We start from the raw sequence: 25,935 nt of genomic DNA, 5'->3' as shown, positions 1-25,935 counted from the left end.
GTGTATTCCCAAATTGGAAAACCAATTCTTCAAGCTTTTATAGGAGTATACATGATTGTTTTTGGGAAATATAAATTAAATAGTCCTCAGTATCTTGAGTCTTATAGGAAGATGTTGTTGCTTAGAAGATTCGAAGAAAAATGTGGGCAGTTTTATGGTATGGGTCTAATAGGTGGGTTTTGTCACTTATATATTGGACAAGAAGCGATAATTACTGGTGTGGATTTAGTAAAACAGCTTGGTGATAGTACTATTACCAGTTACAGGGATCATGCTCATATTATTTCAGCAGGGACTGAAGCAAAATACGTATTAGCAGAACTGATGGGTAAAGAGACTGGTTGCTCGAAAGGTAAGGGTGGTTCAATGCATCTGTTTGACGTAGAAAACAAATTTTACGGTGGACATGGTATTGTAGGGGCTCAAGTACCTATAGGTACTGGTCTGGCTTTTGCTGAAAAATATCGAAATACTAATAATATATGTTTTACTTTCTTGGGAGATGGGGCAGTTAATCAAGGTCAAGTATATGAAGCTTTTAATCTAGCAGCATTATGGCACTTACCTGTAGTTTATATTATTGAAAATAATCAATATTCAATGGGTACTTCAGTAGCTCGTTCTACCTTTATGACTGACCTTTACAAGAAAGGGGAGTCATGTGGTATTACGGGATTTAGACTAAATGGTATGTCGTTAGAGTCAGTTTATGATTATGTTCGGCAGGCTGCGGAGTTTGTTAGAAATGATGGTGGACCAATAATATTAGAAATGGATGCTTATCGTTACAGAGGACATTCAATGTCTGATCCAGGTAAATACCGTAGTAAGGAAGAAGTGGAAAACTATAAAGAACAGGACCCATTATCACAAGTGAAAAATATAATTCTGGCTAATAAATATGCTAGTGAAGAGCAGTTAAAAGAAATTGAGAAAGAGGTTAAAGAGGTCATTGCAGAAGCAGTTGAGTTCTCAGAAAGATCGGCATTACCGGATGAAGAAGAGCTATATACGAATATTTACGTTGAATGAGTAGAAACATGTTACAAACGACAGTACGGGAAGCCTTACGTGCAGCAATGCAAGAAGAAATGTTAAGAGATGATAGAATCTTTATTATGGGAGAAGAAGTTGCTCAGTACCAAGGAGCGTATAAGATAACCCAAGGGTTATTAGAGCAGTTTGGTTCAAAAAGGGTAATTGATACGCCAATAACAGAACATGGTTTTACTGGTGTGGCTATTGGAGCGGCATTTGCGGGGCTTCGTCCCATTGTTGAATTCATGACATTTAATTTTGCTATGCAAGCAATGGATCAAATAGTTAACTCTGCAGCTAAAACTCATTATATGTCTGGTGGAACTATTAAATGTCCAATAGTATTTCGTGGACCAAATGGGGCAGCAAGTCGAGTTGCTGCCCAACATAGTCACAATTATACAGCTTGTTATAGTCATATTCCGGGGCTTAAGGTAGTAGCTCCCTATAGTGCAGAAGATCACAAAGGGCTTCTAATGACTGCTATTCGTGACGATAACCCGGTTGTTTTTCTAGAAAATGAAATTCTCTATGGTCATAGTTTTGAAGTCCCAGAAATAATAGAACCAATTCCATTTGGTCAGGCTAAGAAACTTATTGAAGGTGATGATGTCACAATAGTAACATTTTCTTTGCAAGTTAAGTTGGCTTTAGATGCAGCAAATAGCTTGTATGATAGTGGTATTAACTGTGAGGTAATCGACCTAAGAACTATCAAGCCCTTAGATATAGAAACTATATTAGAGTCGGTTAAAAAAACTAATCGGTTGGTTGTTATAGAGGAAGGCTGGTTTTTTGCAGGTGTTGGTGCAACTATAGCTAGTATGGTAATGAACCAAGCATTTGATTATCTAGATGCTCCTATAGAGATTATCTCGGGTAAGGATGTTCCTCTACCATATGCTATTAATCTAGAGAAATTAGCACTGCCAACTATAGAAGATGTTATTAGTGCTGTGAAGAAAGTGTGTTATACTAGCTAGACTTCAAGAATTAAGGTCGTCAGTTTAACCACTACCGATATCATTCCCGTGTGGATCACTAGTATGTTATTCCCTCGTAGGCGGAAATCCATAATATCTAATAGCCTTTGCAGGCTATTTTTTGGATTCCCGCTTTTAGCTAGGAATGGCATCTTTCTGCCATTTAATAGTTTGGTGATGTATTTAGTAATATACTAATAATTTGGTCGATAAGATCAGAGTTAGCATTAATGTAGTCTTCAGTTAACTTTAATAACGCAAGCAGATTGGCTTTAGAAGCATTATCCATAGCACTTGTCTTTTTATCAAGTTCAAATTGTAGGCGGCAGGAATTACCATAAATTTCCCCTAATTCAGCATTATACAAACCTTGAGCTTGCATCATTCCGCTAATCAAATTAGCTTTTAGTATCCAACCAATAACCCCTGATTTACATAAATCTTTCGACTCTATGCCTAGTTTTGTCAATCCTGTACCAAGTGATATGAGTACGATATCTTTTTGAGTTAGTGTATCATCTAGTTCATAAGCTAAATTAGCAGCTGTCAACTCAGGATTACTGGCAAACATACCCCCATCTACTTGATAACTGCTGTTATTATACGCATTAGTTAGAAGCTTTGGTGCAAAGAATATAGGGGCAGCACTGCTAGCTGCTGCAATATTACTTATCAAAAAATCATTATTAGGGTCTTTAAGTGCCTGCTTTCTAGTCCACACCTGTGGTAAATTAGTATCCAAATTATAGGAAGTAACAGCCGTAGGGTTTATTAGTTGGCTCATCCTAGTATTACCAAAAAGCCCTATTAATATCTTGTCATATTGACTCCGATCGTATTTTGGTCCCCAAAGACCAAAACCAGTATATATTTTTCTAAACATGGAAGCGTAAAAAATATCTTTAGACTTTTGCATATATAGATCTAAAATGTCAGAAGCTTTATATTTTGGCTGTCCTGATTCATTAGGTGTAGCGAGAGCTAATACCACAAGTCCACCTGTAGAAGTACCTACCATAAGGTCGAATAATTCACAGGCAGGTTTACCACTTCGATTTTCAAACTCTGCAACAATACGTGCTGGTATAATACCCTTAACCCCACCGCCATCTATTGATAGTATTCTAACAGCTTTCTTTTTATTTTTAAGAATAGATATATTTTTTGTTACTAAAGGACATGAGTTGGCAGAAATTACAGGAGAGTCCTTTTTGCTATATTGCACCTGTTTTCTAGGAGTACAAGCAGTAAATACTACTAATATAAGTAAGAATATCATGACATTTTTCATAATAACCTAAGAATATTTAATTAATTTATAAAAGTTAAGACTTAATTTTGTATACACTATAAAATACATATACTCAAGTGATTTGAGGAATTAGATTTGAAAATGAATGGTGAGCATGCGAATCCATGATATTTTCAAAAAACAATTCGTAGGAGCAGAAAAGTATATTTCGTTATCAAGAGAATTCAGGTTATATTATTCTATATTTTTATTGCCCTGACCATCAAGACCTTTAGTTCCATCCAGCTTTGCATTAACTAAAGATATTTTACTAACAAAGGCTTTAATGAAATTAACATTTGTTAAATCAGTATCATTAAAATTTGTATTATAAAGTTTGGCAGATTCTAATTTGCTACCGATAAGCGATGATTTACTAAAATCTGTGTTATTTAGATTTGCCATAGTTAAGTCAGTATTTTGTAATATACAACTCTGAAGCTTAGAATTAGATAAATCTACCCTTTTAAGAACAGAACCTGAAAAAATAGTTTGATTAAATACAAGATCTAGTAAATTTAAATCTTGTAAATTCATATTTGATAAGTCTTTTACCTGCTCTAAATCTTTTACAGAATATATAATATTTGTTGACTTAAGCTTATCAAAGTCTTGACTATTTAATACAATATTTCTATTAAAATCTGAATTAATAAAATTACTATCTTTATATCTCACATTATTTAGTTGAGAATTTATAATTGATGAATTATCAAAGGTTACTTCTGACAACTCTGAATTTATGATAGCCATTTGATAAAAATTACTATCAACAAATTTGGTACTATTTAAAACAGTATTCTGCATAAGCACTTTAGTAAAATTCACCTTATTAAATTGAGTACTAGAGAAATTAGAGTTTATTAACTCACTATTAGTCAAATCAGAATTAATAATAGTTGCTTGTTTGACATAGCTATTATTCAGTAATATACCAGTAAGATTACTATTCTCAATATCGCTATTAACAATGTTAATTTTATTTAACTTAAGCAAAATGCTACTGCAATTCTTTATTGATAGATCCTTTATGCTAGTGTTATTAAAGTGAGTATTATCCATAATACTCTTTTGAATTTGCACTTGCTGCAATTGTGCATTATTAAAATTGGTATTTTCAAAATTACAACTTTCAATAATTGCATTGGTAAAATTCACAGACTGAAAAGAAGAAAAAGAGAATAACGAGTTAGTAAGCTTTATATTTTTTAATTGAGCCTGATTAATAATACCATGAGTAAAATCTGAATTATTAATAATCGCTCCAGTAAAATCCACCCCTGTTAGATCTACAGATTCACAATAACAATTAGTGATACTAGCGTAATTAGCTAATATTTGCCGCAAATCTGTACCATAAAAAATAGAGTTTGATATAACTGCATTTTTGAAACTACTTTTTCCTAAATTGCTTTTCTGAAAATTAGATTTACTTATAATACTACCATCAAATACAACTTTAATAAGATTGGCATTTTCAAAATTAACATTTTCTAAATTAGCTTTGATAAAATCAGTGTCCTCAAAATTTGATTGAATAAAATTACTATTTTCCAAATTGGCATTTTCAAATATAGATGCTTGAAAATCTGAGCCATAAGCTGATATATTTTTTAATCTAGTATTAGAGAGATCACTTTCTTGAATTACAGATTTTGTTAGAACTGCATTCTCAAAATTTGCTCCTGAGAAATCCACACGTGATATTTCACAGAAACTTAAATCAACACTAGAAAGGTCTTCATCTGTTAGTTTAACACCTAATAATTTTAATCCCCTTAAATTTGAACCAAATTTACTTTTAATATTTACTCGTACCTTATTTTTATTCTGCTCTATTATATAATTCCTAATAACAAGACTTTGACTATTAGATAATAAACCATCTGCATCTCTCGGAGAATCCGAACATCCGGTAAGGAATAAAAGTAAAGCTAGAATAAAGAATTTTAGTTTAAAATACTCGCCAACAAAAGAGATGTTAATCTTGCTTCCTTTAACGTCATTTCCGCCGTAGCTCGAATGACACCGAGGCTGCTTAAAGATATTACAGAGCATTCTTTCTGTTTACACCTGTTATATAATGATATAAAGAAGAAAATATTAATATCTTCACTAAACCAGTTGGTATAAATACTATAAACCCACTATAAATAGCTTGTTTAATTCCTATAATTGTTGTCAACCAGCTAACTCCCAAAAAGTAAATTATAACGTGACCAATAAGACAGCTAAAAAACCCTGCTAAAAATCTCTTAGTGAATTTTTCAGACAACCTACTATTAATTATACCCATAACAGGAGCTGCCAATAACATTCCTATAAGATAACCACCTGTTGTACCAAGAAGAAAATATAAACCACTGGATAATTTTGTAAACATTGGCAGCCCTACTATTCCGGCTGTAAGATAAGTTAAAATCGTAGCAAAACTAAGTCGAGGGCTATAAGTAAAAGCAATAATACTAACCACCACAGTTTGCATAGATACTGGTACTGGCTGGGTAGGAATAATAATCTGAGCTCCAGCAAAGAGAGTTATTACCCCCATCATCACTTTAATAACAACTACAGCATACTTATTAGCTATAAAATTTGCTAGAGTTTTCTTATTCGTAACTGTCATAAATTTCCTCTTCGTTAAATTTATTATTAGGAATATGTAAATTGAGCAATTTCAATTTACGATGTAAAGCCGAACGTTCCATACCTACAAAGGATGAGGTCTTAGAAATATTATTATTAAACCTATACATTTGAGCGGCTAAATATTGCCTTTCAAAAATCTCTCTTGCCTCTCGAAGTGGCATGGTCATCATATCAACATTATCTTCCTGCTTTGCAGAACTAGCACTATTAACTAGAATTTCTGGTGGTATCATAGATGGTTTTATTACTTCATTATTATTTGAAGATAGTGGATTCATAATTAAAGTCCATTCTATCACATTGCGTAATTGCCTTATATTACTTGGCCAATTATAAACTTGCAGAGCTGCAATAGTTTCATCAGAAAATTCACGTGCTTTTAAACCAGAAAACTTAGCAAGTTGCTTAACAAAATATTTGACTAATACAGACATGTCATCTTTTCTATCATATAAAGATGGTACTTTTAAGGAAATAACATTTAGGCGATGATATAAATCTTCCAATAGTTCACCTTTACTTATTTCTTCTTGTATAACCTTAGAAGTTGCAGCAATAATCCTTATATCTAATTTTATTGCTTTGCTTCCCCCCTTATGAAACATTTGATCTTGCACAAATTTAAGCAATTTTACTTGTACCGAAACTGGCAAACCACTAATTTCATCTATGTATAAAGTACCATTATTTACTATTTCTAATATCGAAGGACGTATAACGCCTTGGTTCTCTATTCCTTCAAATAATTCTTGATGGACTCGGTCAGGATTCATGCATACTGGACTAAAGATTACGAAAGGAGCATTAGCCCTTTTTGATTTTTTATGAATTAACCGAGCAGCTAGTTCTTTACCACTACCAATTTTACCTTGAATCAATACTCTACTAGTAGCTAAAGCAGCTTTTTCAATATCAGACTTAAGCTTAGCTGTAATGTGAGAGTTACCTATAAGCTCAGTTTTATCAATAACCTTTGATTTCAGATCAAGATTTTCACGCTTTAACTTAGCTGCTTCACAGGCTCTTTTTAATAAAATCACTAACTTATCATGACTAAATGGCTTTTCTAGATAGTCATATGCACCCATTTTGATAGCATTTACTGCAGTTTCAATAGTACCATGTCCACTAATAACTATCACAGGCATTAGTGGATAACGTTTTTTTACTATTTCCAAAATCCCAAGTCCATCAAGTTCACTACCCTGGAGCCAAATATCTAGAATAATTGCCGAGGGGGTTCTTTCCTGGAGTATTTTAAAAGTTTGAATACTATTAGCAGCGGTCTTGGTAGTAAATCCTTCCTCTTTTAAAATATCTGAGACTAAATCTCTAATATCTGCTTCATCATCAACAACAAGAACATCTATAGACATTGATTTTTCCTAAAACTAATTATTGAAATTATACGTTAATAGCTTACATAAAAGAAATCAACTAATTTTTATAACATTTTTACCACATAATCAAAATTATACATATTAAGCCCACACCAAGGCACGCGAATTCGTGATAAGACTATACTATTTAAGAACTTGTTTTATAAGAGGAACAGTAATAGCTCGTTTATGAACTAATGCAAAATGCGTTATTACCCCTAATAATTTTATCATTTGTTCAAATTGTCTCGGCAAATTAATTAATAAATATTCAATTACACAGTCAGATACTTTAAGCGATTGATCAGAAAAATACTTAAAGATTAACTTGGTCATTAATTCATCATCAGGCTGGTTTATTTCTAATCTTACAACAGCATTAATTCTTGAGGATAAATCCTGTAACGCAAAATTACTAGCTAAACTTCCTGTAGTCATCAACAAATATTTACGACACTCACTTATTAAATTAAAGCAATGGAGAACTTTTCTTTCATCCCAAAATTCTATATCTTCCATAATAAAAGCATTATACTGCATTATATCTTCTGCACTAAGTATATCTAAATCTTTTTTTATAAAAAATGCATTCGACAAATTTTGCCATATTTTACTAAGATAGGTCTTACCAGAGGATGGTGGTCCGTAAATCAAAACTGTAAACTCATACGGTTTACTTCCCCAAGATACAGACCAGTTTTTGATTGAATTGTATGCAACTTGATTAGAAAGTGAATTAATAAAATTATCTAGAGCATATAGATTATTACTAAATAATGGTAATATATATTGTTGGGAGTTTGGCATAATTAATGTTTAAGTCTTATAAAACTTACTGGATTTATAAAAGTCGATAGCGGCTAAAAACAAAACTTTTATTATACTAGCAATTGGCACAGCAAAAAATATACCAATAAAGCCAAATAGGTTACCCAGTGCTAGAACCGCAAATATTATCCAAAGAGGATGTAATCCTATTTTATCACCTATGATTTTCGGTGATAAAATATACCCCTCAACTATTAGACCAATCAAATAGATAATTATTATATAAAATAATTTATTGACCATACCAAAAGTAAAATAACTAACAATCATGGTAAGAGAAAAGGATATAAAAACTCCAACGAATGGTATAATTATTGAGAAACCAGATAATATCCCTAATAATACACCTAGATCTACGCCAAGAATCGATAAAGAGATTCCATAGTAAACTGATAATAACAAACAAACATTTAGTTGCCCTCTTATATAAGCAGATAAGGAACAATTAATTGCTGATAATATTTCTTGAATTTTCTTTTTACCTTTTAAAGGTAGCAAGAGGTCTATATTCTTTGCCATTGTTAGCCAATCCCGTAAAAAATAAAACAATATAAGCGGTATTAATAAAATTAACACAAATAAATTGATTGTTACCTTCGTCACATGCCAAATATTATTAACAAGACCTGTGATAAGCAAAAATATGCCATTAACAAAATTACTAATAGAATCTTTTATCTTATCGGCAATATTTGGATCTATTGAATAAACTTTTGCCGTAATAACCGGTATTAATTCAGTTTGTAAGTAATCTTTATAAGCAGGAATCTTACTAATAAGTAGAGTTGTTTGTTGATATATGATAGGCAACACTACCACAACCACTATAGTAAAAATACTGAAAAACAGCAAAGAAATTACCGAAACTATTATAGTTCTAGATAGTTTATATCGTAATGAGAGATTATCAATTATAGGATGTAATATATATGATATTATCCCAGCTATAAGAAATGGCATCAATATATCAGAGATCAAAGTCAAAGTTACTATAACAGTCCCAATAACAATAACCCAAAAAATAACTTTATCCAAGATTATGCCTTTTCTTTATTCATGTTTTTTTCGATACTTGCACTATAGCAGGTCTAACTAACCTATCTTTTATCTTGTAGCCTGATTGCATAATACCTATAATACTATCTTGATCATATTCATCTGATACTACTTGTGAAATTGCATGATGTATATTGTAATCAAACTTTTCCCCTAATAATGGCTCTATTGATTCTAAACCGTGCTTTTTTAGTATGCTAGTCAATTCACTTTTAGTCATTTCTACCCCGGTAATAATACTAGCTAGATCACCTTCCGTATTTTGTGGCTTATGCTCCAAAGCTCTAGCAAGATTGTCGTTAACACTGAGTAAATCTTTAGCAAAAGAAAAAATGGCATAATTTTTTGCCTCGTCAATTGATTTTTCTAAACGTTTCCTAGTATTATCAGATTCGGCTATTGTCCTTAGCAATTTATCTTGTAAATTCTCAATTTGACTTTTCAAACTGACAATCTCTTCCAAATTATCTTGTAATGTTAGAGAATCGGAAGGTTGGTTTTCTACTGCATTTAGCAGTTGAGCGTCAGTGTCAATTTCCTGATTATTACTATTATTATCTTGTTGTTTTTCCATATTTACAGCCTTTTTTCTTGCAAAAATCTATTTTCTTAACATATAGTGTAAATCTTTGTATTTTCAAGTCAATTTTAATTAAGTAATAATCCATGAGAGCTTTTAATAGAAAGAATAATCAATTACGCAATATTTCAATTGAACCTTCAGTTCTGCTTAACGCTGATGGTTCGTGTCTTGTTAAGTTCGGCAATACCCATGTAATATGTAGTGCAACATATGAAACAAATGTTCCGCCATTCCTACGAGGGCAAAATCAAGGTTGGATAAGTGCTGAGTATGGTATGTTACCTCGCTCAACCCACCAACGTATGAAGCGTGAATCAACGCAAGGAAAACAGTCAGGTAGGACGCAAGAAATTCAAAGGCTAATTGGCAGATCGATGCGTGCTGCAATTGATCTAAAAGCCTTAGGAGAAAAACAAATTATCATTGATTGTGATGTAATTAATGCCGATGGTGGAACTAGAACAGCGGCAATTACTGGTAGCTATATTGCACTTCATTTAGCGATTAGATCATTAATTGCTAGAAAAATACTTAAAACTAATCCTTTAATTAGCCAAGTAGCCGCTATTTCATGTGGTATATATAAAGGACAGCCCATAGTTGATCTTGATTATTTAGAGGATAGCAACGCGGAAGTAGATGCCAATTTTGTTTTCTCAGGCAATGGAAATATAATAGAAATTCAAAGCACAGCAGAAAAAACCCCCTTTTCCGAAGAGCAATTTTATGATATGCTAAAATTGGCGAGGTTTGCTTCCTCTGATCTATTCAAGCTACAAAACCAAATATTATTAAATAGCACAATTTAATATTTTTACATGGAATATTTATGACTATAAAAGAATTTTTTACTAGATATTCGGAATTAAATGTTGAAGATTTAAAAAATCTTTTAGTTGATCGTGTTAAGGGTCTTAACATAAATCCAGCAGACAGTAAAGAAAAACTTATACATAATATAATCAAAACACCTGAAAAATCTATAGATCCAAAGGGTAGCCTTGAAAAAGCTGGTGTAATAATAGATATAATGGAAAAAGTTGTATTGCAGCATGCGGGTGATTTTCTAAAAGGAGCTCATGTAATGGTTGAGGACAATGGAGATATGTATGATACCTTAAAAGATTTAGGATTAGTTAAAGAACGAATCTCTTCACATCATAGAGGTAATAAAGCTGAGCCAGATGCATCAGTGCAAGCTGGAGAAATATTTAGGGAATTTTTAGTTGGAAAAACGAAAGACGGAAAAACATGGTTTCAGCTAGAAGCTCATTCTATAGGAGGGCTTAGCAATTTTATAAAACATATGATAGATTATGTGACTTATGTATTAACCGACAAGAATGTTGGGCAATATGGCCTTTCAGAACACGTGGACAGCAAACCTATTACACTTAAGACTAAAGAAGTTAAGGAAAAAACACAAAAGAAAACTCCTACTACAACTGCCAAATTTGTACAAAGAATAGGAGATGAAAAGAGAAAAACACAACTTATTGAACGTTAATATCATCGTTCGTAGTTAATATACTCAGGTAGAACTTCAAGAATTGGCGTTGTCGTGTCTAAAGATCGAATCTGCTCCGTTACTCATGTACGCCTAGCAGCTCGACTTTGCTACTGCCTAGCTCTTCTTGAAGTTATACTCTCGTCTACCAACTCTTCATTTACGAGCAGTATACTTACTACATATTAACTATTGGCTGTGCAAATTTCCCTGTAAATATACATTTTAGCCTTGCTTAGCTTTAAATCTTTTGATTTTCTTGTTTATTACAAGGATTTTACCTTTTCTTTTTACAACCTGACAATCTTTATCTCTTTTCTTTAAAGATTTTAACGAACTTACAACTTTCATATAAAACTATCCTTGGTATTACTTGCAAAACCCTAGAAAGTGATAAATCAACCTTCAAACTTTCACTAGCTTAAGTTTAAAAAAGTAATAATAATATTTTTTATCAATTCAGTCAACCTAAAAACTTCTTTAGAGTAATTTAAAAGTCGGGATGTACTGCGATGTAGAGAAATCTAGCTTGTATAAAAAAATTATTACGGTATTCTAACTTTTTTCCAATATTAATTTTATGTTAACTCCTTTAAAATTATTCGTTATTTGGTTATTTGGACTAACTAGCGGGTTTACCTTAATGATTACAGGTAATACTTTAAACTATTGGTTGGCTAAGGAAAATATTGACTTACAATCTATTGGTATGTTTGCTTTTATCATAATGCCCTATTCTATTAACTTTTTATGGGCTCCTATTTTTGACATTATACATTTAGGTCAATTAAGTAAACTGCTTGGTCATAGATTATCTTGGATTTGTCTAATCCAGATTTTGTTGGCATTTACTATTTTTCTTTTAAGTACCATGAATCCTCACCACAGTCTAATATTGTTTGCACTAGTAGGCTTGATAATATCATTTTTAAGTTCAGCTAAAGATAGTATCCTAGGGGCTTTCAGAACCGAAATTATTGCAAAAGAATCTCAAGGAGCAGCTTCTGGAATTTATATTTTTGGCTACCGCATTGGTATGCTAATTTCAAGTTCTGGAGCTATCTATCTGTCAAGCTATTTAGGATGGAATAATATATATAAAATTTTTGCCATTTCTGTACTTGTTTGTTCTGCTATTTTGGTTACAAGTATCTTGCGGTTAGAACACGACTTAGCCTCAAAAACTTATCCAGATCATAAAATAAATATTTCAAACTTTGTACAAAATATCTTAAGACCTGTAGGGTCTTTTTCCTTGGTCTTTTTAATAATAGTTTTCCTTATTTTATATAGATTACCAGATGATTTTATTACTATGATGATGAACCCCTTCTTAATACATCTTGGTTATAACGAATTTGAAATAGCCAGTGCAGGGAAATTCTTTGGCATAATATCTACAATAATTGGCGGACTAATAGCCAGCTTAGTGATGAAAAAAAAGAATATCTTAGATAGCTTGCTGATATTTGGCGTAATTCATGCAATCGCACATACCTCACTTATTGTGCATGAGATTTATGGCAAAAATCTACCATTATTCTTTATTACCACAGTCTGTGAAGGTATAACTTGCGGGATGGCTATGACAGCTTACATTGCTTTTATAGCTTCAATATGCACAGGCAAATTTCGTGCCACTCAGTATTCATTTTTTTCTTCTATGATGGGATTTTCAAGATCGATTTTTCCAGCTCTTTCAGGATATATTGTCGTACAATTTGGATGGAAAAGCTTTTTTACATTTATTATTATAATCACAATTCCTTCTCTACTTCTGCTACTAAAAATCAGCTCACTATTAAAAGCAAAAATGAAATATTAAATGTAACCATGAGTTCTATTACGTTGTTGCTGTCGGGATAATGTGTTTTGTGCTTTTGATACTGCTGTGTTTGTTTCAGGTGGAGTGTTGTTCACATGATGTTTTAAGCTACTCTGAATCTGCGTTAATTCACCTATAGAGTCGCTTGCCTCAAGGGGAATAATAGCTTGTGACATATTGATATTACATTCTTTATTTTTTGCTACTTCTTGTACCATTGCTTCATATTGACCTTTGGTTACAGGGATAGTGTAGATATTATTCCCTCTTTGTATATATCCTATAGCATCTTTATCATCCCCAGCAAACTTTAGTGATAATGGGTTGGTTATTTCTACTAGTTTTCCTTGCTCGTTATAATGAGCAGTAAAATAAAGTGCCTTCGAGCTTGCAATATTTTCACCTTTCTCGTTTTGTACCGGGAATGAAAGATGGACAGCTGTACTAGAGGGCTTGATTGTTAATGGTAGATTAATATTTCGATAATTACTAATCTCTCTCTCTGTTACACCATCTTCTAACATTACTTTCTTAGAGGTCTTTATATTAGTTTCTATTAATTTAAATAATTCTTCATCTTTGACTTTAATAGCCCTTGATCTAGTAGAGCTTGTGTTTGTTACTGTTTCTTGTTCGTTCCAAGTTAAAGGTTTAAAATGATTAGCCTGAAGGATTTTAGCATAACTTTGCACCTCATCATTCATGGCTTGTGCTATATTTGCTTTTACACTGGGGGCAGCCCAAGCCTTTTGTATTAATCCGTTGTTATTTTCTACAAACTCTTTAAATTCCTGAGAATTAGTAGCAAGACCTGCAATTGCAACTCCTTTATCCGTCTTAATATTTGCTTCAGCAAGGATGTATTGTAATATTGCTTGTTGTTTGGCAATAATTTCTTGTCTAAAGGCTAATGTTATAGAATCCACTTTGGAGGCTGAGGATTGAACATTAGTAGTTGTTGTTTCGTGGGTCAGCATAACGTCTAGAGCTTTTCTAGATATTTGCATAGATGGTTCGAGATCGCTTATTTTTTTGGTCAGTAGCTGTTTCTCTTCTTGTAATATTTTTGCTATTTCTTTAATTAATAATACTTCTCGGGCTTTATAGCCTAAAATATACTTTATTTTAGTTTCTTCTCTTAATTTTAATTTTTTGGTTTGGTTGATTATATTGTTAAAATAATCGGGATGTTCTTGGACTAATTCTCGTAATTTTGGAGTGTTAATTTTTCCTTTTGTTACTAAAAGACCCAACTTAATCTGCAACCCATATTCTTTTAATGATTGTTGTCTCTTTTGCATAGTCTCTTTAAGAGCATCTTTAACATCAGCAATTTTTATGTGTTCTGGGGCTATATCCTTAAATTTCTGACCCATTGCCATTTTTGCCCAATTTGCTAGTGCTTTATCACTATAATATTTTGATAATTCAGCAAAGCTATTATCAATAGTATCATTTAAATCAACTTGGGCAGTATCAAGTAAACCTTTTACAAATGAATCATTATGTGTTAATTTACTTGGGAATTCCCTAAAATGGTTAGTTGGACCTAGTAATGGTAGATGTCTAGACCAAGAATATGGATGGATGTCATCCTCTAATTGGTCAAGACTTCCAGCAAAATCTATACGAACTAGTTTAGGAGGAATGGTAGAATCCTCCGGGTCTCTTATAACTCCTATGTTACCTGTATGAATATCAAAGTCGCCTATTAATAAGCTAGTTGGAGCTATTTTATCAAAACCACTATAATTAAGTTCTTCAAAAGCTTTGCTTAAAGTATTAGATAATAATTCTCTTGTTCCCATGAGAATCGGTCTTCCCCCATCTTTTCGAAGCCAACCACTTGGTTTAGTTTTTGTAGACATGTGTTTATCCATATCTACATACATATCACCACTATAATTCTTAAAAAATTCAGACCGTACATATACCTCAGAGCCATCACTTTGAAGTCCTCCTTCCTGATGTACTTTTTCGGTAAGATGATCAGGTACAGTGAGAGAAACTTTAGCTCCATGATTTGTATTTGTTGCTTGAAAAATTTGTGAGCCTAGAAACTCTGATATATTTTTTCGAGAATCCCCTTCGCTTTTAATCATGGATAGAAGGTCATCAGAACTTTTGTATATTCCTCCTAATTCTCCACCATCATTAGCTCCAAGTGACTTCTTTGCCAAATAATTCCAACCGATAAATTTTGATATCAATGGTGTTGTCATATTATCCTCTTGGACTTTTTTGCTTCAGTTCGATATCGAACTAATGGTTATATTGATTATACACTCAAATAATTTCAAGAAAGTTTAAGAAATCTCGTAATTCTTGTCGAGCAGCTACGTGAGATATACTAAGTGTTTTTCCATGATTAGCTGTTGTTAAGTCGAGTAATGTTAATCCTTGTAAAAATAATTCCCGAAAAATTACTCTTTCACTAAAGCCTGGGGCAATTTTAAAGCTAATTCTTTTTGCTAATTGTTCAAGAGAAGTAGCAACCTTCCTTTTATTGACTGCATCCAAGTTGCTTAATCTATTACGCATTACAATCCAATTAATTGTTTCGCCATTACGGTTAGCCTTCTGCATTTTTTGTTCCCAAACCATTTGGCTATAGATTGATGGAGTAATAATTGACAAATTGTTAGCATTAACTTTACCTAGTACATCAAAATCAAGGAAACTGTCATTAATTGGGGTAATTATAGTATCAGCATAAGAGTGAGCTAATCTTGATAAAAAAGAGTAGCTTCCTGGTGTATCGATTACTACATAATCAGCATTTTTTGTCTGTTCAATTATTTGTTCAAACCTAGTTTTCTCGTCCTCTTCTTTAAGGTTAATGACTTGTTCTTGACTTTCGGTCAAATGAACATGCTGAGGAATAGCAACCGTTTTGTCCGGATTCTTTAGATTATAGTCATCCCTATTCTTTAAATAATTTGTTAAAGAACCCTGACGTGAATCAGTATCAATACTAGCTACCGTATGACCATTATACAATAAGCCAGTAATTAGATGCATGGAGCAGGTAGTTTTACCCGCTCCACCTTTTTCATTACCAACTACAAATATGCGATTTGGTTGATTATTTTTCATAATTGTCTTGGATAAATTGGTTAAGAAGCCTTACACCATAACCTACTGCTCCTTTGGGACCAAGAGGATTACCTGTTTTATTATAGGCAACACCAGCAATATCAAGATGAGCCCAAACCATACCTTCCTTAATAAAATTTCCTATAAATTGAGCTGCCGTACAACTACCAGCCGCTCCAGGGACATTACCAATATTGGCAAGATCAGCAATGTCAGACTTTATCATCTCATCAAAATCTTTATGCAGAGGCATACGCCATAATTTTTCATTAACTTTATTACCAACCTCTATTAGCTTATTAGCTAATTCATCATTATTAGCGAAGCATCCAGCATAAGTTTTGCCAAGAGCAACAACGATAGCTCCAGTAAGGGTAGCAAGATCGATGACACATTGAGGTTTAAATTTTTCTTGAGTATACCAAATTGCATCAGCCAGGACTAACCTACCTTCTGCATCAGTGTTATCCACCACCACTGTTTTTTTGGACATAGTGGTTACCACATCTCCTGGTCGTTGAGCATTACCTGATGGCATATTTTCTACAAGACCAACTACCCCAACCACGTTAACTTGGGCGTTACGACTAGCCAAAGCCATGATAGCTCCAACTACTGCGGCTGAGCCAGCCATATCATATTTCATATCTCCCATATTGGCTGCTGGTTTAAGAGAAATCCCGCCACTATCAAAAGTAACTCCTTTACCAACGAAAGCTACAGGCGGGGTATCATCATCCAAACCATTATATTGCATTACTACAAGTTTAGATTCATTTTGCGAACCTTGTCCAACACCAAGTAAAGCCCCCATGCCAAGATTTTTCATTTCTCTTTCACCGATAACGGTAATTTCAACTCCTAATGGTTCAAGATTCTCTAATATCTTTTCCGAGTAAGATGAAGGAGTTTTGATATTGGCTGGTTCATTAATTATATCTCTAGCAAAGAATACTGCCTCAGCCAATGATTTTTTATCATTAAATAATTCTTCTGCTTTAGACTTGTCATCTATAGAAATCTCCAGAGAATCTACAACAAATTTTTCTCCTTCACTTTGGGTAGTTCTGTATTTATCAAATCTATATGAAGCAAGCAAACAGCCGCTAGCTATAAGCATCGCTACAACAGTTGGCTCATATTGTCCAATATTATGAGAGATTTTTATACCAATAGTTCTAATTTTACAGCAAGTACTACTGGATAAAATTCTTCCCCCGATCTCCTCAATACAAGAGGTCTTTAGTTTTGTTTCATCACCAATGCCAACTATGATTAAATATTTTATTTCCCCATCCTTAGCAACAGAGTTAACAATTTTAATTTGTCCAAATTTCCCAGCAAATACTAATTTATTCTGAATAGTTTTAGAAATTAAACCATGATGTTGTTGGTCAAGTAGCAATAACTCATTGTCTAATTTTAGTTGTTCGTTAATAAAAACTACAGTTGCTTGATTATTTGATAATTCTTTACTTATAAAGTTAATGTTATTGAGCATAAATTCCTATTTTTGAGAGGCTAATTTTATATATTCTTTTTGTAAGCGTAATAATCTGAATAATGGAAGTATATAAAAAACCCACTAATTAATAAAGTAATTCTTTAAGTCTTTAAATATTATATTCTAAAATTATCTTCCACTAAGTAGAAAAGTGATTAATTTCAATTATTTTTTTGTGGTAGAGTATATAAAAATAAATATTGCCAAGTGTGCGTTTAAGTAGGTGTAATAGTCCTCGATGTTTTAAGGGGGATGGTACTGGGCTTATTATCAATTTATTACATCGATACTTGAGGTTAATTAGTTTAGTATTTAATTTTGTTTGAATATAATTTTACCTATAAACCTTAACCTAAAAATTTCTTTCTTGCTTTTCTACTTGGAAATAGTGTTTTCAGGAAAATAGTGTTATCATCTTCTTTTATATAAGGTATACTGCTCGTAAATGAAGAGTTGGTAGACGATAGTATAACTTCAAGAAGAGCTAGGAGTGTCAAAGTCGAGCAGCGGAGCGTACATTAGTACGTGAGCAGCGGAGATCTTTAGACACGACAACGCCAATTCTTGAAGTCCTACCTAAGTATGCATAGTAGACTTGCTGCATAAATCAAAGATAGTTGAGGGATTTTTAGGAGAAACGAAGCCGGCTACCTTCGCGTACACAGACGTACGTGAGGAGCGGAGGCGAGTTTCGACGACAAAATCACCAACTAGATTGACTTATGCAGTAAGTCTAGTGAAGTGGGCTAGGCAATTTTCTTATACTCAAAGTATATTTTTCTTACCGAGTGAATCCATACAATACAAACAATGGTAAATACCACCATTAAAAATGGTGATATAGAGCTAAAAGTAGCTGTTGGTATTAATGTGAAAATAATTGACTGTATTAACCCGCTCGAAGATTTACCAACCTTCGAGCTAATGACGTCTACAGCTGCCTTACCTTTTGTCTTTAGCTCTTGGTCAAGAGGAATATATAACATTTCTCTTGAGGTATCCCAAATTGAATATTTACTACCTTTCACTAGAATGTTTTGTAAAGCACCAATTGACACCGCAAGAGCTAAGGGTGTCATGAGAATGCTACTATCAAATATCGATAATACTTGGTGGTCAAATACGATTAAGATAAAAAACAATATACCAGTAATCATCATGACAATTGGCGGAATTACTGCAGCAACAAACCAGCCATGGCTACGCATTATATTATTGCCTATTATAGTCATTACCATAATAGCAACTCCAGTCCAAAGAATGTAAAGACTATTGAATTCTGCATAACTATTAACAGTGGGGTATAATTCCTTAATTTTTGCTTTCCATACTGCTTCTACCAAATTCATTGATAAACCAAAGGCAGCAGAGCAAATTAGCATTAACCATAAATATTTTGATCTTGTTATATATTTAAAACTTTCAATTAAACCCATGCCTTCTTTAGTAGATCTACCACTTTTAGCATTTGCATAAAATGTTGGATTTGTAAAAACATTTTTGGTAATAAATTTTACAAGTAAACATGATATAACAGCAGAAACTACCACGAGACTTGTTGATATTTTTATAAGTGTAGTTTTGTTGTCCGATACGGTTAAAAAATATTTAGCAATACTGTTCTCAGATGATAAGTTCATCATCAAAAAGCCCACAAATATTAAAGAAGAATTGCCAAATAATGAAAAAAGCGTGTAAAACCTTTTTGCTTCTTCTGTTGTAGTAAGTTCATTAGCAAACTGCCAAAAAAGTAAAACATAAAAGATATTTGGCCAAAGTTCAGATAATGTATAGAAAACCATATAACTCCAATTACCAATTAAAGCTATATACCATTTAAGATGAGGATAAGTTCCCATAATTTGTTCTAGTGAATTTGGACTAATATGGAAAATATTGACATTTGGATAAATAATGAAAGCAAAAAGAATGAAGAATCCAACAAAAAAAGTGATTAAATAGCAAAAAATCTTTTCAAAACTAAAATGATTAAGCATCTTAGCATAGATTATAACGAATAAAGCTGCTGCAGGTGTTACACAATAAACTTTAGTAAAACTTACTACTTCAGCACTAATCTCTGAAATTAAAATACTATCTTTTAAAATTCTTAATATGTTTTGATTGAATAGGACACAGAACATCAGACCGCACATAGGTATGAATTTTCCAAGCTCATGATTATGGATAGGCCAAAATATAGTTCTGAATTTGCTTTTAAATAAGTTTGACTGTATACTAGTCATAATAAGGATTCCCTAAGACAAAAAAAAAACTTGAGGACATGTTCAAGAGTTTCTCTATAATGGCTTAAGGCTATTATGAAAACCAAAGAAAGTTAGGAACTTATATATTATTAGCCTCCCTATGTCAAGATATTTTAATTTAGCTTGTATAGCAAGATAGGAGATGCTATAACTCTTTATGTCTATATAGAAAATCTAACGAGAGTATATGAGAAAACTATTGTTATTAATCGCTGTTGCAACTTCTGTTATTTTGACTTCTACCATATCAATAGCAGATGAAAATCAATTTTATGTAAAAGCAGAAGTTGGTGCAACAATATTAAGTGAAGGAAGTGAGGCTAACTCTAATATACGAAAGAAGCACTATCCAATTAAGGCTATTTCTGGTTTTGGTGTAGGCTATTATGTAATGAATAATGTTAGAGTAGATTTAACACTCGATTTTGTTCCAAAATTGGAAAGCAGTAAGATTGATAAGAATATTCTAAATATTGTTAGGAATGACAATAAGACACTACCGAAAATATCTCAAACACGTGCAGAAGTAGCACATAAAGCCAAAGTAGAGTCATTGTTACTTAATAGTTATATTGATTTGTATGGTGCAGGTATTGCCAAGTTCTTTATAGGAGCAGGTGTTGGAATGGCTCAAATAAAAGAAACAATAACAGCTACTGTGAAACACAGCGATACAGTCACAAACCCAATGGTAGCAGTTTCTGCGTCTTCTAAGAAGGCTAATAATTTTGCCTATCAGTTGACTATTGGGACATCTATCAATGTGCTTGATCATGTAAATTTTGATGTTGTATATAGTTGGAGAGATTATGGAAAAGTATCATCTAAGCAATATAAATATAATGATACTGAAAAGAAATATAGCACTGCTGAAATGACTAAAAATTCTTACAGAACTCATAATGTGATTGCTGGCATAAGATTTGATATATAATAATAAATATCAAAAATATTTTGATCAATATAATGATTATTCATCAAAATATTTATTGGGTAATAAGTATTGTTCCTTGGGTAAAAAAATAACTAAAACAAAATATTATCAAATTTTATATTATAAAACACTGGCATCGCAAGATTGCATTATTAGTAAAAAAAGAATATTCTTAGTTATTCCTTCGATCTTTAACTCCCCGGAAATTCTCTTCTTAGCTAAATCAAAAAGCTTTGTTGATAACTTAAGACATTGTGGTGAGGTGTTTCTAGTTGATTGGTTTGAAGTTGATGAAGCTGATTATTTGTTAGAAGACTACGTAAAGAGGGTAGTTGAAATTATTAGCAATTTAAGACAAAAAAAGTATCAAATAGACTTAGTGGGACACTGTATCGGTGGTATTATAGGAATGGCAGCCACTATAATAATACCAAACATGATAAGAACATTAACATTACTTTCAACTCCTTGGGATTTCTCCCATTTTGCTACAGCAAGGAATATATACCAATATCTTGGTCTAGATTATTATGTACGAAATTTGCCAATGATTCCTAAACTACATATTCAGATTCTTTTTTTCCTATTAATGCCAAATTATTTCAGTACAAAACTTGATAAATTTTTTACCATAACTGTACCAAAAATAAGAGATTTATCTTTTAGAGTAGAAAATTGGTTGATGTCTGGAACTACTTTGTCTAGAAATACATATATACAAATTATGGATGATGTAGTAGGCAATAATATGCTTGCAAAACTTCAATGGAAAGTCAACAATATCACCATTGATCCGACATTAATAAATAAACCAGTATATCAAATAATTGCAAGTAATGACAAAATAGTACCAAAATCATCTATGTTATCCTTACACAAATTATTTAGAGAATCTATGATCTTCGAAGTACCAAGTGGTCATATTAGCTATTTGATTAATAACAATTTAGATATCTTATTTAAGGAGTATACTCGGTGAGTAAAAAGGCAGTTTATATAACTCATGCAAAAAGAACAGCAGTAGGATCTCTGCTAGGAAGCTTAGGATCAATTCCAGCAACTAAACTTGCAGCTATCATTATAGAATCAATTTTAAAAGATAGTAAACTAGATCCAGCTATTATTAATGAAGTAATAATGGGACAGGTAATCACTGGTGGTGTAGGACAAAATCCTGCTAGGCAGGTTCTAATCCAAGCTGGATTACCTAAAGAAGTTACAGGCTTCACAGTTAATAAAGTATGTGGTTCTGGGTTAAAAACGGTATGTTTAGCGGCAAGTAGCATTATTGCAGGTGATAATGATATTGTGATAGCTGGTGGGCAAGAAAATATGTCTTTGGGTTTACATGGATCGTATATTCGTGCTGGTCATAAGTTAGGTAGCACACAAATGGTAGATTTGATGCAGTATGACGGTTTGACCGATGTATTTTCTAATAATTTAATGGGAATTACCGCCGAAAATATATCTAAAAGATTTAATATTACTAGAGAAATGCAAGATGAGTTTGCACTAAAATCACACCAAAAAGCACGTGAAGCACAAGCAGAAGGTCGTTTTAAAGACGAGATCTTACCAGTAGAAGTTAAGATGCAAAAAGCTACATTAATATTTGATCAAGATGAGGGAATTAGAGCTGATATTAAATTAGAAGTTCTAGCTAAACTACGTCCAGCTTTTGACAAAGAAGGTACTGTAACAGCTGGTAATGCTTCTTCTATTAATGATGGAGCAGCTTGTTTAATGGTAGTATCTGAAGAAGCATTAAAGAGATATAATCTAAAACCTCTTGTTAGAATTGTATCATATGCTGAAGTAGGGGTAGAACCAAATATTATGGGAACAGGTCCAGTACCAGCATCGAAGAAGGCTTTGGAAAAAGCTGGTTGGAGGCTAGAAGATCTAGACATAATAGAAGCTAATGAAGCTTTTGCCGCTCAAGCTATTTATGTAAATCAACAGATGAATTGGGATATTAATAAAGTCAATATGAACGGAGGGGCTATTGCTCTTGGTCATCCAATAGGAGCAAGTGGGGCAAGAATCTTGGTAACATTAATTCATCAAATGCAAAAAATTAACGCGAAAAAAGGGCTAGCAACACTTTGTATAGGTGGGGGGATGGGGATAGCTATGTGTATTGAAAAGGTAAATTAATAATGCAAAAATTTTCATTTGACTTAAAGTTTCAACATAAAAAAGCAAGAGCTGGTGTTATTACTACTAGGCACGGTCAGATACGTACCCCAGCTTTTATGCCAGTCGGTACTAAAGGTACGGTAAAAGCCATGTTACCCGAAGCCGTAGAGTCTACCGGAGCTGATATAGTACTTGGTAATACTTATCACTTAATGCTGCAACCAGCTGCTGAAAGAATTGCTAAGCTTGGGGGCTTGCGTAAATTTATGAACTGGTCAAAGCCTGTACTTACTGACTCAGGTGGTTTTCAGGTCATGTCCCTATCGAAATTACGTAAAATTACCGAAGAAGGTGTAATTTTTAACTCTCATATTGATGGTAGTAAGCATATGTTAACTCCCGAACGTGCAACTGAGATACAATATCTTCTTGATAGCACTATTACTATGGCGTTTGATGAATGTACCCCATATCCTGCAACATTTGAGCAAGCAAAATCATCTATGGAGTTGACATCTAGATGGGGAGAGAGGTCAAGAAAAGCCTTTGTTCAAAGAGAAGGTTATGGTCAATTTGGTATTGTACAGGGGAGTATATATCGGGAGTTACGTGTTCAGTCAGCACAAAATTTGGTAGAATTAGATTTTGAAGGGTATGCTATCGGAGGTCTAGCAGTAGGTGAGGGGCAAGAACTAATGTTCAATGTGTTAGACTATGCTCCGGATTTGTTACCTAAATATAAGCCAAGATATCTTATGGGGGTTGGTAAACCAGATGATATTATTGGTGCGGTTGCAAGGGGAGTAGATATGTTTGATTGCGTTATTCCAACCCGCTCGGGTCGGAATGGTCAAGCTTTTACCAAATATGGTATAGTAAATATTCGCAATAGTAAATATAGTAGCGATCATGAACCGCTAGAATATGATTGTCCATGCCCAGCATGTAAAAATTATAATAAAGCTTACTTACATCATTTGGTAAAGGTAAAAGAGATTCTAGGGGCGGTACTTATGACGTGGCATAATTTGGTGTATTTCCAAGAATTAATGTCAAGAATAAGACAATATATTCAACAAGGGAAAGACTTTGATTTTATCAATTAGTTCTGAGTTGGTAGACTAAGATCAAAATCAACAAGTGCTAGAAGTGTCCAAGCCGAGGAGTACAGCGTACATTAGTACGTGAGTACCGCAGGTCTTGGACAACGACAACGCAATTGTTGATTTTCATCGAGTATATTGTTATAAGCTCCTAAATGTCTATTAGCGAGTAGCTATCTAGAACCTTAACGGGTTAGCTATAGTATTGGTGCTTTGCTTTTTTAACAATATTTCTACTGTTCTTTTTGCAACTTATAGTGGCACTTCTGATGAATCTGCATCTCCTGACCCATTACCCATTAAATCGGTGTCTTCTACATTAGGTACTGAAAAAGCAAATGTAGGGTATGGTTGTTCTGTTTTACTACAATACTCCTGGCAAATAGCAGTACCTTTTTTGTAAATATAAGTAGCAATACCACCTACAGTAATTACTGCAATCACACCTGAAACTACAGCTGTCGATATATCTTTCAGCGACAATCCTTGACCTTCAGTAGTTTGTTTGTGTGGTGCTGCTGTAGGAACAGAACCCCTATTAAATGGAGCATTATGAGGTTTTAGGTGGGATGTATTTTCTTCCGTTATAGTGGTAGGTGTGTTTTCTTCCATTATAGTGGTAGAGTTCGCTGTAGGAGTGGAATTTTCTGCAGAGCTAGGAGATGGCTCAATGGTAGTAAGTGCTGCTAGTAATTCTTCTAGAGCAGCTTTCTGTTCAAGGGCTTGTGTAAAATCTGGATCTACCTCAAGAGCCTTGTTGCATTCTGTTAGAGCTTCTTGATATTTACCAGCAGAACTCAATCCATTGCACTCATTTAAATGTTGATAACGTGGTGAAAGTGGCAAATTACATGTGTGATAAACTGGATAACTCTCCTTGCGGATCCAAGAAGGAGTTAGATGTGAGAATTTTATCTCTGCCATTTGTCCGTTATTAACACTTATTACCTCTAGATCGTCTAATACATACCCCCAATTAATGCTGGTTCCTTTATTGCTTGAAAAAAATGATTGATCTTTGTGGCAAGGTTCATCATAACACTTTTTATATAACTCGCCCCATTCTATATGCCCGTTAGCGGGATGTCTTTTCACTCCAACTGCAAAACAGTTCTGATTTGACAAAGTAATGGATTGTACTTCTGATATATCCCCCACACCACGTTTACCTCTATGATGAACTACATCGGAGTTATCTGTAGGTTCTGCAGATGGGTGGTTATGGTTATATCCAGTAGGGAGTGCACCAACAGCCTTTAATACTTCACTAGCGGCTAGTGTTAAGACAACCACTTTGGGGATAGTTGCAAGAACATCAGCAGCAGTAGTAAGCCAACTACCTGTATTAGAAGAAGGGGAAGGAGCAGTGATGACTCCAAGCTCTATAGCTGCGTCTTTCATGTTTTCTGATAGTAAGTCTTCACCGTATTTCTTTATAGTTCCTCTCAGATGAAACTTTTTATTTGTATCATTTAATTGGTCAAAATTTTTCGTATCATCAAAATACTTTGGGGTAAGGTCACCGTTGTTGTCACGATAAGGATTTGTCTGTAAATTTTTTTGTTTAGAATATCTATGATTTTTTGACATAAAAAATTGTTTCCTATTTAATAATATTGATTAATATTCAGTTTAACAAGATAGTTAATATAAACTATTTAAATTGATAAAATAGCTTTTTTATATAGAAGTCAAGGTTTAGTTGCAAAGCTACCCTGACTAGCATTACTCCGCTATTAGCGAGGAGGCA

23 protein-coding genes are annotated in these 25,935 nt (G+C 33.2%); 10 read left to right on the top strand and 13 right to left on the bottom strand.

Annotated features, from left to right (window positions below; genetic code table 11):
- The first annotated feature begins 51 nt into the window (after positions 1–51).
- Positions 52–1,032, top strand: a complete 981-nt coding sequence (pdhA, locus tag AAGD36_RS03120; RefSeq protein WP_341755911.1) for a pyruvate dehydrogenase (acetyl-transferring) E1 component subunit alpha — start codon at positions 52–54, stop codon at positions 1,030–1,032.
- A gap of 8 nt (positions 1,033–1,040) precedes the next feature.
- On the top strand, positions 1,041–2,021 hold the full coding sequence (locus AAGD36_RS03115; RefSeq protein ID WP_341755910.1) for a pyruvate dehydrogenase complex E1 component subunit beta: 981 nt from the start codon (positions 1,041–1,043) through the stop codon (positions 2,019–2,021).
- Between the two features lie 163 nt (positions 2,022–2,184).
- On the opposite strand, the gene AAGD36_RS03110 is transcribed toward AAGD36_RS03115, so the two are convergent.
- From AAGD36_RS03110 to grpE, 7 genes are all read right to left on the bottom strand, one after another.
- Positions 2,185–3,312, bottom strand: a complete 1,128-nt coding sequence (locus AAGD36_RS03110) for a patatin-like phospholipase family protein (protein ID WP_341755909.1) — start codon at positions 3,310–3,312, stop codon at positions 2,185–2,187.
- Between the two features lie 195 nt (positions 3,313–3,507).
- Positions 3,508–5,370 carry a pentapeptide repeat-containing protein gene (locus tag AAGD36_RS03105; protein WP_341755908.1) on the bottom strand — a complete coding sequence of 621 codons (1,863 nt, stop codon included), beginning with the start codon at positions 5,368–5,370 and terminating at the stop codon, positions 3,508–3,510.
- The gene (locus tag AAGD36_RS03100; RefSeq protein WP_341755907.1) at positions 5,360–5,938 is read right to left on the bottom strand and encodes a biotin transporter BioY; all 579 of its coding nucleotides are present in this window, start codon (positions 5,936–5,938) and stop codon (positions 5,360–5,362) included. The genes AAGD36_RS03105 and AAGD36_RS03100 overlap by 11 nt, the downstream gene beginning before the upstream one ends.
- A complete protein-coding gene (locus tag AAGD36_RS03095) occupies positions 5,922–7,337 on the bottom strand; it encodes a sigma-54-dependent transcriptional regulator (protein WP_341748227.1) in 1,416 nt (471 codons plus the stop codon). The genes AAGD36_RS03100 and AAGD36_RS03095 overlap by 17 nt, the downstream gene beginning before the upstream one ends.
- Positions 7,338–7,484: 147 nt before the next feature.
- Positions 7,485–8,147 carry an HdaA/DnaA family protein gene (locus tag AAGD36_RS03090; RefSeq protein ID WP_341755906.1) on the bottom strand — a complete coding sequence of 221 codons (663 nt, stop codon included), beginning with the start codon at positions 8,145–8,147 and terminating at the stop codon, positions 7,485–7,487.
- Positions 8,148–8,156: 9 nt separating this feature from the next.
- On the bottom strand, positions 8,157–9,203 hold the full coding sequence (locus AAGD36_RS03085) for an AI-2E family transporter (protein ID WP_410521245.1): 1,047 nt from the start codon (positions 9,201–9,203) through the stop codon (positions 8,157–8,159).
- A gap of 19 nt (positions 9,204–9,222) precedes the next feature.
- Positions 9,223–9,798, bottom strand: coding sequence for a nucleotide exchange factor GrpE (gene grpE / locus AAGD36_RS03080; protein ID WP_341755905.1), 576 nt, complete (start codon positions 9,796–9,798; stop codon positions 9,223–9,225).
- A 92-nt stretch (positions 9,799–9,890) separates the two neighbouring features.
- Between grpE and rph the strand changes: the two genes are divergently transcribed.
- Complete coding sequence (gene rph, locus AAGD36_RS03075; protein WP_341755904.1) at positions 9,891–10,616, top strand: ribonuclease PH; 726 nt, start codon at positions 9,891–9,893, stop codon at positions 10,614–10,616.
- A gap of 20 nt (positions 10,617–10,636) precedes the next feature.
- Entirely contained in the window at positions 10,637–11,314 is a 678-nt protein-coding gene (locus AAGD36_RS03070; protein WP_341755903.1) for a hypothetical protein, read from the top strand.
- A 225-nt stretch (positions 11,315–11,539) separates the two neighbouring features.
- Here AAGD36_RS03070 and ykgO read toward each other — a convergent pair whose 3' ends face one another.
- On the bottom strand, positions 11,540–11,665 hold the full coding sequence (ykgO, locus tag AAGD36_RS03065; protein WP_094648811.1) for a type B 50S ribosomal protein L36: 126 nt from the start codon (positions 11,663–11,665) through the stop codon (positions 11,540–11,542).
- Between the two features lie 229 nt (positions 11,666–11,894).
- On the opposite strand from ykgO, the gene AAGD36_RS03060 reads away from it, so the two are divergent.
- Positions 11,895–13,139 (top strand): AmpG family muropeptide MFS transporter, encoded by a 1,245-nt coding sequence (locus AAGD36_RS03060; RefSeq protein WP_341755902.1) that lies wholly within the window; start codon positions 11,895–11,897, stop codon positions 13,137–13,139.
- Here the strand turns inward: AAGD36_RS03060 and AAGD36_RS03055 are convergent.
- The 3 genes from AAGD36_RS03055 to AAGD36_RS03045 form a co-directional block, all read right to left on the bottom strand.
- Entirely contained in the window at positions 13,136–15,361 is a 2,226-nt protein-coding gene (locus AAGD36_RS03055; RefSeq protein WP_341755901.1) for a Sca4 family protein, read from the bottom strand. The two genes, AAGD36_RS03060 and AAGD36_RS03055, sit on opposite strands and share 4 nt — an antisense overlap.
- A gap of 64 nt (positions 15,362–15,425) precedes the next feature.
- Positions 15,426–16,235, bottom strand: coding sequence for a division plane positioning ATPase MipZ (locus tag AAGD36_RS03050; protein ID WP_341755900.1), 810 nt, complete (start codon positions 16,233–16,235; stop codon positions 15,426–15,428).
- On the bottom strand, positions 16,225–17,736 hold the full coding sequence (locus AAGD36_RS03045; RefSeq protein WP_341755899.1) for a leucyl aminopeptidase: 1,512 nt from the start codon (positions 17,734–17,736) through the stop codon (positions 16,225–16,227). Before AAGD36_RS03045 ends, AAGD36_RS03050 begins: the two co-directional genes overlap by 11 nt.
- Positions 17,737–18,334: 598 nt before the next feature.
- Between AAGD36_RS03045 and AAGD36_RS03040 the strand changes: the two genes are divergently transcribed.
- Positions 18,335–18,556, top strand: coding sequence for a hypothetical protein (locus tag AAGD36_RS03040; protein WP_341755898.1), 222 nt, complete (start codon positions 18,335–18,337; stop codon positions 18,554–18,556).
- Here AAGD36_RS03040 and AAGD36_RS03035 read toward each other — a convergent pair.
- Complete coding sequence (locus AAGD36_RS03035) at positions 18,486–19,985, bottom strand: Npt1/Npt2 family nucleotide transporter (protein WP_410521244.1); 1,500 nt, start codon at positions 19,983–19,985, stop codon at positions 18,486–18,488. The genes AAGD36_RS03040 and AAGD36_RS03035 overlap by 71 nt on opposite strands.
- Positions 19,986–20,193: 208 nt before the next feature.
- Here AAGD36_RS03035 and AAGD36_RS03030 point away from each other — a divergent pair, with 208 nt between their 5' ends.
- Genes AAGD36_RS03030 through tgt form a run of 4 tightly spaced genes read left to right on the top strand, consistent with a single transcriptional unit; the run spans position 20,194 to position 24,188 of the window.
- Complete coding sequence (locus AAGD36_RS03030; RefSeq protein ID WP_341755897.1) at positions 20,194–20,940, top strand: hypothetical protein; 747 nt, start codon at positions 20,194–20,196, stop codon at positions 20,938–20,940.
- The gene (locus tag AAGD36_RS03025; protein WP_341755896.1) at positions 20,930–21,919 is read left to right on the top strand and encodes an alpha/beta fold hydrolase; all 990 of its coding nucleotides are present in this window, start codon (positions 20,930–20,932) and stop codon (positions 21,917–21,919) included. The genes AAGD36_RS03030 and AAGD36_RS03025 overlap by 11 nt, the downstream gene beginning before the upstream one ends.
- Complete coding sequence (locus AAGD36_RS03020) at positions 21,916–23,100, top strand: acetyl-CoA C-acetyltransferase (RefSeq protein WP_341755895.1); 1,185 nt, start codon at positions 21,916–21,918, stop codon at positions 23,098–23,100. Before AAGD36_RS03025 ends, AAGD36_RS03020 begins: the two co-directional genes overlap by 4 nt.
- Before the next feature lie 2 nt (positions 23,101–23,102).
- Complete coding sequence (gene tgt, locus AAGD36_RS03015; protein WP_341755894.1) at positions 23,103–24,188, top strand: tRNA guanosine(34) transglycosylase Tgt; 1,086 nt, start codon at positions 23,103–23,105, stop codon at positions 24,186–24,188.
- Between the two features lie 249 nt (positions 24,189–24,437).
- Here tgt and AAGD36_RS03010 read toward each other — a convergent pair whose 3' ends face one another.
- Positions 24,438–25,775, bottom strand: a complete 1,338-nt coding sequence (locus AAGD36_RS03010) for a hypothetical protein (RefSeq protein WP_341755893.1) — start codon at positions 25,773–25,775, stop codon at positions 24,438–24,440.
- Positions 25,776–25,935: the final 160 nt, after the last annotated feature.

Source organism: Candidatus Tisiphia endosymbiont of Ptychoptera albimana (assembly GCF_964026605.1).
Lineage (GTDB): Bacteria > Pseudomonadota > Alphaproteobacteria > Rickettsiales > Rickettsiaceae > Tisiphia.
Note: the sequence above shows the minus strand (reverse complement) of the source record. Positions and strands in the feature narration are given on the sequence as shown.

Bases quoted from the DNA above. Each gene is read 5' to 3' on its own strand.
- pdhA (WP_341755911.1), top strand. From the start codon at position 52: ATGATTGTTTTTGGGAAATATAAATTAAATAGTCCTCAGTATCTTGAG.
- AAGD36_RS03115 (WP_341755910.1), top strand. From the start codon at position 1,041: ATGTTACAAACGACAGTACGGGAAGCCTTACGTGCAGCAATGCAAGAA.
- AAGD36_RS03110 (WP_341755909.1), bottom strand. From the start codon at position 3,312: ATGAAAAATGTCATGATATTCTTACTTATATTAGTAGTATTTACTGCT.
- AAGD36_RS03105 (WP_341755908.1), bottom strand. From the start codon at position 5,370: ATGCTCTGTAATATCTTTAAGCAGCCTCGGTGTCATTCGAGCTACGGC.
- AAGD36_RS03100 (WP_341755907.1), bottom strand. From the start codon at position 5,938: ATGACAGTTACGAATAAGAAAACTCTAGCAAATTTTATAGCTAATAAG.
- AAGD36_RS03095 (WP_341748227.1), bottom strand. From the start codon at position 7,337: ATGTCTATAGATGTTCTTGTTGTTGATGATGAAGCAGATATTAGAGAT.
- AAGD36_RS03090 (WP_341755906.1), bottom strand. From the start codon at position 8,147: ATGCCAAACTCCCAACAATATATATTACCATTATTTAGTAATAATCTA.
- grpE (WP_341755905.1), bottom strand. From the start codon at position 9,798: ATGGAAAAACAACAAGATAATAATAGTAATAATCAGGAAATTGACACT.
- rph (WP_341755904.1), top strand. From the start codon at position 9,891: ATGAGAGCTTTTAATAGAAAGAATAATCAATTACGCAATATTTCAATT.
- AAGD36_RS03070 (WP_341755903.1), top strand. From the start codon at position 10,637: ATGACTATAAAAGAATTTTTTACTAGATATTCGGAATTAAATGTTGAA.
- ykgO (WP_094648811.1), bottom strand. From the start codon at position 11,665: ATGAAAGTTGTAAGTTCGTTAAAATCTTTAAAGAAAAGAGATAAAGAT.
- AAGD36_RS03060 (WP_341755902.1), top strand. From the start codon at position 11,895: ATGTTAACTCCTTTAAAATTATTCGTTATTTGGTTATTTGGACTAACT.
- AAGD36_RS03055 (WP_341755901.1), bottom strand. From the start codon at position 15,361: ATGACAACACCATTGATATCAAAATTTATCGGTTGGAATTATTTGGCA.
- AAGD36_RS03050 (WP_341755900.1), bottom strand. From the start codon at position 16,235: ATGAAAAATAATCAACCAAATCGCATATTTGTAGTTGGTAATGAAAAA.
- AAGD36_RS03045 (WP_341755899.1), bottom strand. From the start codon at position 17,736: ATGCTCAATAACATTAACTTTATAAGTAAAGAATTATCAAATAATCAA.
- AAGD36_RS03035 (WP_410521244.1), bottom strand. From the start codon at position 19,985: ATGACTAGTATACAGTCAAACTTATTTAAAAGCAAATTCAGAACTATA.
- AAGD36_RS03030 (WP_341755897.1), top strand. From the start codon at position 20,194: ATGAGAAAACTATTGTTATTAATCGCTGTTGCAACTTCTGTTATTTTG.
- tgt (WP_341755894.1), top strand. From the start codon at position 23,103: ATGCAAAAATTTTCATTTGACTTAAAGTTTCAACATAAAAAAGCAAGA.
- AAGD36_RS03010 (WP_341755893.1), bottom strand. From the start codon at position 25,775: ATGTCAAAAAATCATAGATATTCTAAACAAAAAAATTTACAGACAAAT.